Genomic DNA, 12,439 nt, shown 5'->3' on the forward strand with positions numbered 1-12,439 from the left:
AGCCCCTCACTCGGACATCGTCTCTGCGAACCGGGAAACGCACAACGGGAAAACGGACGGGCCGCGCGGAAGATTCCCGCGCGGCCTGAGCCATTGTCATATGCCCCTGACGAGACGGCAGGTGGCAGGGGTTGTCGCCCGGCCGGTCGCCCGGCACCCGTGGCGGTCAGCCGGAGCTTGCGGCGGTCAGCCGGAGCTTGTGGCGGTCCACTCGGTCCACGGCATGTTCCAGCCGTTGAGGCCGTTGTCCGGCGCGACCGTGGTGTCGGGGGAGTTCTTGACGATCACGACGTCGCCGATCAGCGAGTTGTCGAAGAACCACTTGGCGATCGTGTCGCCCTGGGCGCCCTGCACATCCTCCATGCCGACGCAGCCGTGGCTGGTGCCCTCACGGCCGAAGGGCGGATTGCCCCGGTTGTACCAGTAGTTGCCGTGGATGAAGGTCCCCGAGGTCGTCAGCCGCATCGCGTGCGGCACGTCCGGGATGTCGTACTCGCCGCCGAGGCCGACGGTCTGGCTGTTCATGCGCGTCTGCGTGAACTTCTCCGAGATCACCATCTGCCCGTTGTACGTGGTGTGCTGCGGGCTGCCGGTCGAGACCGGAATCGTCCTGACGGTCCTGCCGTCCCGCACGACCGTCATCATCTGGGTCTTCGCGTCGACCGTGGAGACCTGGGAGCGGCCGATGGTGAACGTGACGGTCTTCTCCTGCACGCCGCGGACGCCGTTCGCGCCCTCCACACCGTCCAGGTCGATCTTCATCGTGACCTTGGATCCGGCCTTCCAGTAGTCCTCGGGCCGGAAGTCCAGACGCTGTGCGCCGAACCAGTGCCCCACCACCTTCTGGCCGCTGCTGGACGTCACCGTGATGTGCGACTGCACGGCGTTCCTGTCGGTGATCGCCTTGTCGAACGTGAAGGACACCGGCATGCCGACACCGACCGTCGTGCCGTTGTCGGGGGTGTACGTGCCGATGAAGCTGCCCGCCGGAGTGACCGTGGTGAAGATGGAGTTGGCGGCGGCGACCCGGCCCGCGGCGTCCTTCGCGGTGGCCGAGATCTGGTACTTCGTCCCGCGGTCCAACTGCTCCTTCGGCTTCCAGGCCGTCCCGTCCGCGGAGATCTCACCCGGCACGACCGTCCCGGTCCCCGCCACCGTCATCTTCACCTCGGTCAGCTTCCCGCCGCCGACCTTCACCCCGGTGGTGTTGATCGACGCGCCGGTCGAACCGTCCTTCGCGGAAATGGTGATCCTGGCGGTGGACACCTTGGCGGACTGCTGGGAGTCCTTGCCGCCCTTGTCGTTGTCGGCCTTGGCGCTGCCGCCGCAGGCGGTGAGGGTCAGGGCGCCGACCACCAGGGCGGCACAGGCCCCCAGTGCGCGCCGCGCTCGCATGTCCGGCGTTGTCACAAGTTTCTCCAGGTCGTCGGGTGGGCGTTCGGTTGCGTGATCCGCTCGAATACGTGGAGAGAGAGCGAACGCCGCGCGGAAAGGTTCCCGTCCGCCACGCCGCACGCCCTTGCGTGACAGAACCGGGACAATCGCCTGCCGTCCAGGGGCCGTTCGCCCCTCGCCCCCTGCTGTCGCAGCGCCCCTACGGCGTCCCTGGCGGGCCGTACAACTCCTCGTACGACGGCCACGCCCCGCCCGGCCCGTCCACCGGCTCGGCGGCGCGCACCGCCCGTACGATCGCGCGGGTCACGAGGTCCGCGCCCGCCGCCAGCACCTCGTTGAGCGCCAGCGGGTCCCCGGAGGCGAGCGGACGGGCGCCCGTCGCCAGCGCGAACACGGTGTCCCCGTCGTGCAGCAGGTGCGCCGGCCGCACGGCACGCGCCAGACCGTCGTGCGCGACGCCCGCGAGCTTCTGCGCCTGCGCCTTGGTCAGGTCGGCGTCGGTCGCCACCACGGCGAGGGTCGTGTTCAACGGCGGGCGCGGGACCTGCGCGGCGGTCTCGGCGAGCCGTCTCCGCGCCGCCTCGTGCACCTCCCGCGCCGGACGGTCCACCCGGCCCCGGGCCAACTCCCCGTACAGCGCGCCCGTCTCCGGGTCCACCGGCGAGCCCACCGCGTTGCACACCACCAGGGCGCCCACCGTGATCCCCGACTCCAGCACGGTGCCGGCGGTGCCGACGCCGCCCTTGAGCGGTCCGACCGTCGCGCCGGTGCCGGCGCCCACGCACCCCTGTGCCACCGGCGCTCCCGGCTCGCTCGCGGCGGCCGCCTCGACCGCGGCCCGGCCCATGGCCGCGTCCGGACGGGCCCGGAAGTCGCCGCCGCGGCCCAGGTCGAAGACGCAGGCGGCGGGCACGACCGGCACCACGTGTGACGGATCGGGGCCCACCCGGACCCCGCGGCCGTGCTCCTCCAGCCAGGCCATGACACCGGACGCCGCGTCGAGCCCGTAGGCGCTGCCCCCGGTCAGGACGACCGCCTCGACCTTCTGCACCAGGTTGCGCGGATCGAGCGCGTCGGTCTCCTTCGTGCCGGGCCCGCCCCCGCGCACGTCCACCGCCGCCACCGCGCCGCCCTCCGGGGCGAGGACGACCGTGGTACCGGTCAGCCAACCGCCCCCGACCCGTGTGGCGTGGCCCACGCGCAGACCGGCGACATCTGTCAGAGCGTCACGTGTCATGGACCCATGATCCTTCGCGGTACCCCGGTCGTGAGCCCGTGCCGGAGAATCCACGCGGTCGGTTTCACCCTCGTCGCTCCCGCGGAGAGCGGCCCCTCCCGAGACCGCGACGCCGCGCCCGGCGCCGCGGACGTACGCTGGGGTCATGAGCACCACCCCGACGTCCACCCCCGGCCGCGAACCGCGGGACTCGAAGCCCGAGCCCAAGGACGCCCTGGTCTTCGACGACCCGCTGAGCGCGCAGTCGTCGGACGACACGGACCTGGGGTGGGGCGAGCGGCCCCGCCCGACCGGCGACAGCGCCGCCGATCTGGCGCGGTTCCTGGACGAGAAGCCGCCGCACCATCTGTGACACACCGCCTGTGACGCAGCACTTGTGACGCAGGACGTGTGAGCAGGACTTGCGACACAGCACTTGTGACACAGCACTTGTGACCGGGTACCTGTGAGAGTCGTCACAGAGCCTGTTGCAGGTCCGGTCCTGCGTTCCGCGGTGCGTCTCCGCGTGGGTCAGGCCTCGGTCCGGTTCGGGCTGCGCTGCGCGACGAGGGCGTCGCGGATCTCCTCCAGCACCTCCAGTTCGGTGACCTGGGGCACGTCCTCGCTGCCGTGCTTCGCCCTGCGGCGGGCCTCCTGCCGGGCCAGGAACCTGGACATGGGCAGGACCATCAGGAAGTAGACGACGGCTGCGGTGATCACGAAGTTGAGCGTGGCGCCGAGGACCGAGCCCCAGAGTATGCGGATGCCCGTCGCGTTGGCGCCGGTGCCCGTGCAGGGTTCCTTGATGCAGGAGCTGTAGCCGTCCAGGCTCTTGGTGCCGAGCGCCCCCACGACCGGGCTGATGACCCCCTTCACCACGGCGTTCACGATGTTGGTGAAGGCGGCGCCGATGACTACCGCGACCGCCAGGTCGACGACGTTTCCACGCATCAGGAAGGCCTTGAAGCCCTGCAGGACGCCCGGCATCTTGATCTCGCTCACCGCTGGAACCCTTCTCGACTGCACACACTGCGGAACGAACAGCTCCGCAACCTACGGCAGGGCGTACCACGGCTGTCCAGCCGCATGCCGTGAGGAAGGGGGCCGTGGCGGCCGCGGCCGGGCTCAGCACAGCGTCACCGCCAGCCGCGAGGTGGTTCCTGCGCCGGCGAGGCGCGCGGCCGTGGGGCGCGGCACGGAGAGCACCAGCAGCGCGCCGTTCTCCGTCGGCTCGACGTCGGGCACCCGCGTCACCCGGGCCCCGGCCGCGACGACCCTGGCCTGGCCGCCGCCGTCGGCCGCGATCACGTCGACGCGGTCGCCGGGCTTCAGCAGTCGCACGGTCGCCGCGTCCGCGATCCGCACGGGGGCCGTCACCGTCTCCACCGGGTGCGGCTCCCGTACGGCCGCGGCGGTCGGGCGGGTGTCGGCGTCCGGATGCCCGCGGGCGCCCTCGGAGTCACCGGGCCCGGCCGCCACGAGCGCGGCGGCGGTGACGGCCAGTCCCGCGGCCACGGCCCGCCTGCGGCACCGCAGCATCCGCCGTAACCGCTGCCGTCCTCCCCGCACCCGTACGGGAGCGAAGTGGGGCACGGCACAGGTGGGAGGCGTGTCGGAACGCGGGGAGAGGCCGGCGGGCGGAAGCGTCCGCGCCGGAGCCGCCGCGCAGGGCCGAGGAGCGGAAGGGGAGAAGCGGGGCATGCTGGTCACCACCTGCGTCGTGGGATCGGGTCGCGATCCACGATGACGCTTCACGGCGGAGGCTGCGGACGCCTGTGGGTCACCTCGCGGTTGTGGAAAACTCCATCACCCGAACGGGACGTTCCGCACGGCCGACCCCAACACCGGTCCGGCCCCGCCCCCGCCATGCTGGGCCCCGCCCCCGCCATGTCGGGCCCTGCCCCCGCCATGCTGGGCCCTGCCCCTGCCATGTCGGGCCCTGCCCCTGCCATGTCGGGCCGGCCCCGCAGGCCGGACCCGCCCCGCAGGCCGGACCCGCCCCGCCATGTGCCGCCGCTATGGCCTGCCCCGCCCCGTCACGGCAGTTCGAACCCCGGGTTCATCCCGCCGAGCGCGTTCGCGCACAGGCAGTCCCGCTCCTCGGTGGCGGGCAGCGCGGCGACCGCGTCGAACAGCACGCCGCGCAAGCGGTCCACGTTCGCCGCGAACACCTTCAGCACCTCGTCGTGCGAGACGCCCTCCCCCGTCTCCGCCCCGGCGTCCAGATCCGTGACCAGGGTCAACGAGGTGTAGCAGAGTTCCAGTTCACGGGCGAGCGCGGCCTCGGGATGGCCGGTCATGCCCACCACGGACCAGCCCTGCGCCCGGTGCCACAACGATTCCGCCCGGGTGGAGAACCGCGGCCCCTCCACCACGACCAGCGTGCCGCCGTCCACGGGCTCCCAGTCCCGCCCCCGCGCGGCCTTCAGCGCGACCGCCCGTCCGGCCGGGCAGTAGGGGTCGGCGAGGGACACGTGCACCACGTTCGGCACGGTGCCGTCGGGCAGCGGCAGCCCGTCGAAGTACGTCTGCGCCCTGCTCTTCGTGCGGTCCACGAACTGGTCGGGGACCAGCAGCGTGCCCGGCCCGTACTCCGGGCGCAGCCCGCCCACCGCGCACGGGCCGAGGACCTGTCGGACCCCGACGGAGCGCAGCGCCCACAGGTTGGCGCGGTAGTTGATCCGATGCGGTGGCAGATGGTGGCCACGTCCGTGGCGGGGGAGGAACGCCACCCGCCGGCCGGCGATCTCGCCGAAGAAGAGGGAGTCGCTGGGGGCTCCGTAAGGGGTGTCGACCCGGACCTCGGTCACCTGGTCGAGGAAGGAGTAGAAGCCAGAGCCGCCGATGACACCGATCTCCGCGTTGGTCATGACCAGCACAGTAGTCGCCCGGACGGGCGTGCGAGCAGCCTGAAGGAAACTCCGCGGCCCCGCACTCGACTCCCCGGAACCCGAAGACCCCGCCGTCACCCTCCGGAGACTCGAAGCCCCCGTCCTAGAAACGCCGGGAAGCCCGAAGACCCCGTCCTCGAAGCGCCGGGAAGCCCGAAGCCCCCGCCGTCGCCCTCCGGAGACTCGAAGGCCCCGCTCCCCAGGCGCCGGAAACCCCGAAGACCCCGCCGTCCTGCGACGGCGGGGTCCCGCGGCACGGACCTATGCGGCGGAGGAGGAGGTGCTCGACGACGAGGACGACGCCGAGGAGGACGAGGACGACGCCGAGCCGGAGTCGGACGACGAGCCGGAACTCGACGACTTCGACGACGCGGGGCTGCTGCTCGAGGACGAGCCGCGGCTGTCGTTGCGGTAGAAGCCGGAGCCCTTGAAGACGATGCCGACCGCGGAGAACACCTTCTTCAGGCGCCCGCCGCAGTTGGGGCACTCGGTCAGGGCGTCGTCGGTGAACTTCTGCACCGCCTCGAGGCCCTCGCCGCACTCGGTGCACTGGTACTGGTAGGTCGGCACTTGTCTTCCTCCTGGCACTCTCACTCAATGAGTGCTAACGACGATCCATAGTGACCTATTCCGCGGGATCAGTCCACCGTCACCGGTGCGCGGTGACCGACGCCACGTGCCACGGTACGGCCGTGGGGCCGCGTGACCAGCCGCGACCGCAAGGACAGCAGGGTCAGCAGCGCCAGCACCGTACCGGCCATCGGGACGAGGAAGCCGGCGCCGGTCCACAGCCGGTCCTCGAGCTGCCCGGCGACCGTGACCGCCGCCGCCTGGCCGAGCGCGACCGCGCCGGTCAGCCAGGTGAACGCCTCGGTGCGGGCGCCGTCCGGGACCAGGGACTCGACCAGGGTGTAGCCGGTGATCAGGGAGGGCGCGATGCACATGCCCACCAGGAGGCCGAGCGCGGCCAGCAGGCCCACGGAGTGCGCGGTCCACAGGGCGGAGGCCGCCAGGGCGAGGGCCGTGTAGCCGATGACCAGGCGGCGCCGCGGGGCGGCCTTCCAGGCGATCGCGCCGCACACGATGCCGGAGAGCATGTTGCCGGCGGCGAAGACGCCGTACAGGACGCCGTTCAGACCGGGCTCGCCGATCGACTGGCTGAACGCGGAGAGCGAGACCTGCATGCCGCCGAAGACGGAACCGATGCCCAGGAAGGTCACGATCAGGACCCGCACCCCGGGGACGTGCAGGGCGGACACGTGCTCCACGCGCGCGTGCGTCACGGCGGCGACGGCGGGCTGCGTACGCTTCTGCGCCGCGAACAGCACACCGCCCACCAGCGTCAGGGCCGCCTCCGTGAGCAGGCCCGCGGCCGGGGCGACGGCCGTGCACAGGGCCGTCGCCAGCAGCGGGCCGAGCACGAAGGTCAGCTCGTCGGTGACGGACTCGAAGGCCGCCGCCGTGGACATCAGGGGCGAGTCCTTCAGCTTCACGCCCCAGCGGGCGCGCACCATGGGGCCGATCTGCGGCACCGAGGCGCCGGTCGGGACGGCCGCCGCGAACAGGGCCCACAGCGGGGCGTGGGCCAGCGCCAGTGCGGTCAGCGAGGCGCCGGCCAGGGCGTGCGCCAGGACGCCGGGCAGAAGCACCGCCCGCTGGCCGTGGCGGTCGGCGAGACGGCCGCTGTACGGGGCGAACAGGGCCATGGACACGCCGGTGACCGCTGCGACGGCGCCCGCGGCCCCGTAGGAGCCGGTGGTGTGCCGTACCAGCAGCACGATGGAGAGGGTGAGCATCGCGAACGGCTGACGCGCCGCGAAGCCGGGGAGAAGGAACGTCCAGGCGCCACGGGTGCGCAAGAGCTGTCCGTAGCCCGGACGGGACGCCTTCGAGGTGACCGTGGATGCCACGGCCCGTGCCTTTCCGCTGCCTGGTAGCGCGGGTGCGCGCCGAGAGCTGTCCTCTTGCGCGGACTGCGGTAGATACCGGCCCCTACGAAGGGAAGGGCGCCCGGCCGCCATACGGTCGCGCCAGCTCTGCGTCAGGCAGAGTTGGTTCGATCAGGGTGCGCCTGGATTGTACAGGGGCATCGGCCGGTAGGCCTGTGAAACAGAGCACCGTCCGGTCGCCGACCTGGGATTCCCGGCGGTGTGAACGGTACGAAACGCCCTGTTCACCAAGGTGGGCTCAACGCCCCGGCGCGCCGTTCCCGGTCGTGCCCAGCCAGCCCGCCAGCTTGCCGCCCTGGCCGACGGCGCGCAGACGCCTCTCCGCCGCGTCGCGGACCTGGTCCGTGGCGACCACGAGCAGTTCGTCCCCGCGCCGCAGCACCGTCGACGGCAGCGGAACGAACGATTTTCCTTCCCGGACGACCAGGGTGACCGCGGCCCCGGCCGGCAGCCGCAGCTCGCTGATCTCGACGCCGTGCATCCGCGACCCCTCGGGGATCGCGACGGACAGCAGGTGTCCGCGCAGCCGCTCCAGGGGCGCGGACTCGATGCCGAGGTCCGCGGCCTCGGGCCCCTCGCCCAGGCGCAGCGTGCGGGCCAGCCAGGGCAGGGTCGGCCCCTGGATGAGGGTGTAGACGACGACGAGCACGAAGACGATGTTGAAGATCCGGCGGCTGCCGGTGACGCCGTTCACCATGGGGATCGTCGCCAGGATGATGGGCACCGCACCGCGCAGCCCGGCCCACGACATCAGCGTCTGCTCCTGCCACGGGAGCCGGAAGGGCACAAGGCTCATCACGACGCTGAGCGGACGCGCCACCATCGTCAGCACCATGCCGATGACCAGGGCGGGCAGCACGTCGTCGACCAGTTCGTGCGGGGTCACCAGCAGACCGAGCAGGACGAACATGCCGATCTGGGCGATCCAGCCGAGCCCTTCGGCGAAGCCCCGGGTCGCGGGCCAGTGCGGCAGCTTGGCGTTGCCGAGCATCATCGAGGCGAGGTACACCGCGAGGAAGCCGCTGCCGTGGGCCAGCGCGCCGCCCGCGTACGCCATGACCGCGATGGCCATGACCGCGATCGGGTAGAGGCCGGAGGCGGGCAGCGCCACGTGCCTGAGGCCCCAGGACCCGAGCCAGCCCACCGCCAGGCCGATGGCGGCGCCGATGGCAAGTTCCAGAAGTATGGTGCCGAGCAGTGTGTACCAGTGCTCGACCGGTCCGGCCGCGGAGAACGCGACGACGAGGATGACGACGGGGGCGTCGTTGAACCCGGACTCGGCCTCCAGGACGCCCGTGACGCGCGCGGGGAGGGGCACCTTCCGCAGCACCGAGAAGACCGCCGCCGCGTCGGTCGACGACACCACCGCTCCGATGATGAGCGCCTGCCGCCACTCCAGACCGCTCAGGTAGTGCGCGCCCGCGGCCGTGACACCGACGCTCACCGCGACGCCGAGGAGCGCCAGTGCGGACGCCGCCGGGAGGGCCGGCTTGATCTGCTTCCATTTCGTGCCGAGTCCGCCCTCGGCCAGGATCACGACCAGTGCCGCGTATCCCATGACCTGGGTCAGCTCGGCGTTGTTGAAGTGGATGCCGACCCCGTCCTGGCCCATGGCGATGCCGATGCCCAGGTAGACGAGCAGGCTGGGCAGGCCGCTGCGCGACGAGATCCGTACCGCTGCCACCGCGACGAGCAGAACGAGCGAGCAGAGGAGCAGGAGCTGGTTGAGGTGGTGGACAGTCAGCGGCCGTTCCCTTCTCGCCAATCCGTGGGCCGCGGTGCGACGCCACGATCCGAGCACGCGAAGCCCGGTGCTGGGGCGGACTTCACTCCGACTACTTCATTAGCTTACCTAACTCTTGACGCTTTCTTGACGCTTGCGGTCGCATGATCGAACTGTCGTCCGGGCCTGTTCCCGACTCCGCGTCAAGGCGGAGCGGGCCCTGCGCCTATGGTTGCTCCAGCGCTCAGTAGAAAGCACAGCCCGCCCTGCCGCTCGTGTTAGGACAGCAAGGACAGCGATGCCCCCCAACACCACCGCCTCTTCCGGCCAGAAGCCCGGCAAGTCCGGCAGGAAGAAGGGGCACAGAGCCCGACTGATCGTGATCCTCCTGGTTGTGGCCCTTGTGGGAAGTTTGGGATACGGCGGCTACTGGTCCGTCAGCACCGTGCGCGCCTCCTTCCCGCAGACCAAGGGCACGATCACGCTCGAGGGCCTGTCGGGCCCCGTCGACGTCAAGCGCGACGGCTACGGGATCCCGCAGATCTACGCGTCGTCCGCCGAGGACCTGTTCCTGGCGCAGGGGTACGTCCAGGCGCAGGACCGGTTCTACGAGATGGACGTGCGCCGCCACATGACGTCCGGGCGACTGTCCGAGATGTTCGGCAAGAGCCAGGTCACGAACGACGAGTTCCTGCGCACCCTGGGCTGGGACCGGGTCGCACAGAAGGAGTACGACACCAAGCTGTCGGCCTCCACGAAGAAGTACCTCCAGGCGTACGCCAAGGGGGTCAACGCCTATCTGAAGGGCAAGGACGGCAAGGACATCTCCCTGGAGTACGCGGCCCTGGGACTGACCAACGACTACAAGCCCGCGCCGTGGACCCCCGTCGACTCGGTCTCCTGGCTCAAGGCGATGGCCTGGGACCTGCGCGGCAACATGCAGGACGAGATCGACCGCGCCCTGATGACCAGCCGCCTGGGCCCCAAGCAGATCGCGGACCTGTATCCGGAGTACCCGTACGGCCGTAACAAGCCGATCGTCCAGGAGGGCGAGTACAACGCCCTCACGAAGGCGTTCGAGCAGGGCGCCTCGACGGGCACCACGGGCACCACGGGGACGACGGGTGCCACGGGCACGACCGGTACCACGGGTGCCGCGGGTACCACGGGTACGGCGGGTACGCGGTCGACGACCGGGACGTCGGCCTCCTCGGCCTCCTCGTCCCTGCGGAGCCAGCTCGCGGGCCTGACGCACGTGCTGGCGGACGTCCCGACGGCCGTCGGCGTGAACGGCCACGGCATCGGCTCCAACTCCTGGGTCGTCGCCGGGAGCCACACCATCACCGGCAAGCCGCTGCTGGCCAACGACCCGCACCTGTCGGCCTCGCTGCCGTCGGTCTGGTACCAGATGGGCCTGCACTGCACGACCGTCTCCAGCGCCTGCCCGTACGACGTCACCGGCTACACCTTCGCGGGCATGCCCGGCGTGATAATCGGCCACAACCAGAACATCGCCTGGGGCATGACCAACTCCGGCGTCGACGTCACCGACCTCTACCTGGAGAAGCTCTCCGGCAACGGCTACCTGCGCGACGGCAAGGTGGTGCCGTTCACCAGCCGCACCGAGACGATCAAGGTGGCGGGCGGCGCCCCGAAGAAGATCGTCGTACGCGAGGCGGCGAACGGCATGCCCCTGCTGTCCGACCGCGACGACGAACTCGTCCAGGTCGGCAAGAAGGCCACCGTCGACACCGCCGCCCCCGACCGCGCCGACGGCTACGGCGTCGCGCTGCGCTGGACCGCGCTGGATCCCGGCAACACCATGGACGCGGTCTTCGAGATCGACAGGGCGTCGAACTGGAGCGAGTTCCGCCAGGCGGCCCGCTCCTTCGACGTGCCCTCGCAGAACCTGATCTACGCCGACACCCAGGACCACATCGGCTACCAGCTGCCGGGCAAGATCCCCACGCGCGCGCAGGGCGACGACGGCTCGATCCCGGCGCCCGGCTGGAACTCGAAGTACGACTGGACCGGATACATCCCGCAGTCCGCGCTGCCCTACGAGTTCGACCCCAAGCGCGGGTACATCGTGACCGCCAACCAGGCCGTGATCGACAAGGACAAGTACCCCTACACGCTCACCACGGACTGGGGCTACGGCACGCGCAGCCAGCGGATCACCGACCTGATCGAGTCGAAGATCAAGGGCGGCGGCAAGATCTCGACCGACGACATGCGGCAGATGCAGCTCGACAACAGCAGCGAGATCGCCAAGCTGCTGGTGCCCAAGCTGCTCAAGATCGACGTCCCGGACAAGCACGTCCGCGCCGCGCAGAAGCTGCTGGAGGGCTGGGACTACACGCAGGACTCGGACTCGGCGGCGGCCGCGTACTTCAACTCCGTCTGGCGCAACATCCTCAAGCTCGCCTTCGGCAACAAGCTGCCCAAGGAGCTGCGGGTCAAGGGCCAGTGCCTGTGGGTGGAGCCCGCCGACTCCACCGGGCCGGCCGACGAGGACCGGAAGGTGCGCGAGTGCGGCCAGCGCGATGCGGACCAGGCGCAGCCGGACGGCGGCGACCGCTGGTTCGAGGTGGTGCGCAACATCATCGACGACCAGAAGAACGACTGGTGGCAGACGCCCGCGACGCGCACCGACCCGGCCGCGACGACCCGTGACGAGCTGTTCGCGCGTGCGATGAAGGACGCCACCTGGGAGCTGACCGCCAAGCTCGGCAAGGACATGGACACCTGGAGCTGGGGCCGACTGCACCGCCTGTTCCTGAAGAACCAGACGCTGGGCACCGACGGCCCGGGCATCCTGCAGTACATGCTCAACCGCGGCCCCTGGCAGCTCGACGGCGGCGAGGCGACCGTGAACGCCACCGGCTGGAACGCGGCGGGCGGCTACAACGCCCTGTGGGTGCCGTCGATGCGGATGGTGGTCAACCTGGACGACCTCGACAAGTCCAAGTGGATCAACCTCAGCGGCGCCTCGGGCCACGCCTACAACGCCCACTACACCGACCAGACGGAGAAGTGGGTCAAGGGCGAGCTGCTGCCGTGGAACTTCTCGAAGAACGCGGTGGACAAGAGCACGACCGACACGCTGGTGCTCAAGCCCTGACGGGCACCGCACATGTGACAGCGGGCCCCCCCGCGCGCGTGGGGGGGCGCTTCCCCCCGTTCCCCTTCGCCCTTTTCGCTCTTCCACGGGGTCTTCCCCCTTCCTTCGCTCGTTCTCGGGTTTTTCCTTGGCGGGGGGGGA

At 70.9% G+C, this 12,439-nt stretch carries 10 protein-coding genes; 2 read left to right on the forward strand and 8 right to left on the reverse strand.

All coding sequences use genetic code 11. The features are described 5' to 3' along the window. Positions 1-186 precede the first annotated feature (186 nt). Both ACZ4SW_RS03085 and ACZ4SW_RS03090 read right to left on the reverse strand, forming a co-directional pair. A complete protein-coding gene (locus ACZ4SW_RS03085; protein WP_468237137.1) occupies positions 187-1,395 on the reverse strand; it encodes a L,D-transpeptidase in 1,209 nt (402 codons plus the stop codon). A gap of 199 nt (positions 1,396-1,594) precedes the next feature. Beyond that, entirely contained in the window at positions 1,595-2,632 is a 1,038-nt protein-coding gene (locus ACZ4SW_RS03090; protein ID WP_468237139.1) for a P1 family peptidase, read from the reverse strand. A gap of 145 nt (positions 2,633-2,777) precedes the next feature. Between ACZ4SW_RS03090 and ACZ4SW_RS03095 the strand changes: the two genes are divergently transcribed. Next, a complete protein-coding gene (locus ACZ4SW_RS03095; RefSeq protein ID WP_468237141.1) occupies positions 2,778-2,984 on the forward strand; it encodes a hypothetical protein in 207 nt (68 codons plus the stop codon). Between the two features lie 158 nt (positions 2,985-3,142). Here the strand turns inward: ACZ4SW_RS03095 and mscL are convergent, their stop codons facing one another. From mscL to ACZ4SW_RS03125, 6 genes are all read right to left on the reverse strand, one after another. After that, the gene (mscL, locus tag ACZ4SW_RS03100) at positions 3,143-3,613 is read right to left on the reverse strand and encodes a large conductance mechanosensitive channel protein MscL (RefSeq protein ID WP_468237143.1); all 471 of its coding nucleotides are present in this window, start codon (positions 3,611-3,613) and stop codon (positions 3,143-3,145) included. Positions 3,614-3,736: 123 nt separating this feature from the next. Next, positions 3,737-4,204, reverse strand: coding sequence for a hypothetical protein (locus ACZ4SW_RS03105; RefSeq protein ID WP_468237146.1), 468 nt, complete (start codon positions 4,202-4,204; stop codon positions 3,737-3,739). A 443-nt stretch (positions 4,205-4,647) separates the two neighbouring features. Further along, entirely contained in the window at positions 4,648-5,481 is an 834-nt protein-coding gene (locus ACZ4SW_RS03110; protein ID WP_468237149.1) for an S-methyl-5'-thioadenosine phosphorylase, read from the reverse strand. Between the two features lie 282 nt (positions 5,482-5,763). Next, the gene (locus ACZ4SW_RS03115) at positions 5,764-6,072 is read right to left on the reverse strand and encodes an FmdB family zinc ribbon protein (protein WP_468237152.1); all 309 of its coding nucleotides are present in this window, start codon (positions 6,070-6,072) and stop codon (positions 5,764-5,766) included. 68 nt (positions 6,073-6,140) lie between these two features. Further along, positions 6,141-7,412: an MFS transporter gene (locus ACZ4SW_RS03120; RefSeq protein WP_468237154.1), complete on the reverse strand. Its 1,272-nt coding sequence runs from the start codon at positions 7,410-7,412 to the stop codon at positions 6,141-6,143. A 277-nt stretch (positions 7,413-7,689) separates the two neighbouring features. Beyond that, on the reverse strand, positions 7,690-9,216 hold the full coding sequence (locus tag ACZ4SW_RS03125) for a potassium/proton antiporter (protein WP_468237157.1): 1,527 nt from the start codon (positions 9,214-9,216) through the stop codon (positions 7,690-7,692). Between the two features lie 256 nt (positions 9,217-9,472). Here ACZ4SW_RS03125 and ACZ4SW_RS03130 point away from each other — a divergent pair, with 256 nt between their 5' ends. After that, positions 9,473-12,298, forward strand: coding sequence for a penicillin acylase family protein (locus tag ACZ4SW_RS03130; RefSeq protein ID WP_468237159.1), 2,826 nt, complete (start codon positions 9,473-9,475; stop codon positions 12,296-12,298). Positions 12,299-12,439: the final 141 nt, after the last annotated feature.

It is taken from the genome of Streptomyces sp. NPDC028331, assembly GCF_055565775.1.

What these genes read in the sequence shown, in the direction of transcription:
- ACZ4SW_RS03085 (WP_468237137.1), bottom strand. Translation starts at nt 1,395, where the DNA reads ATGCGAGCGCGGCGCGCACTGGGGGCCTGTGCCGCCCTGGTGGTCGGC.
- ACZ4SW_RS03090 (WP_468237139.1), bottom strand. Translation starts at nt 2,632, where the DNA reads ATGACACGTGACGCTCTGACAGATGTCGCCGGTCTGCGCGTGGGCCAC.
- ACZ4SW_RS03095 (WP_468237141.1), top strand. Translation starts at nt 2,778, where the DNA reads ATGAGCACCACCCCGACGTCCACCCCCGGCCGCGAACCGCGGGACTCG.
- ACZ4SW_RS03110 (WP_468237149.1), bottom strand. Translation starts at nt 5,481, where the DNA reads ATGACCAACGCGGAGATCGGTGTCATCGGCGGCTCTGGCTTCTACTCC.
- ACZ4SW_RS03130 (WP_468237159.1), top strand. Translation starts at nt 9,473, where the DNA reads ATGCCCCCCAACACCACCGCCTCTTCCGGCCAGAAGCCCGGCAAGTCC.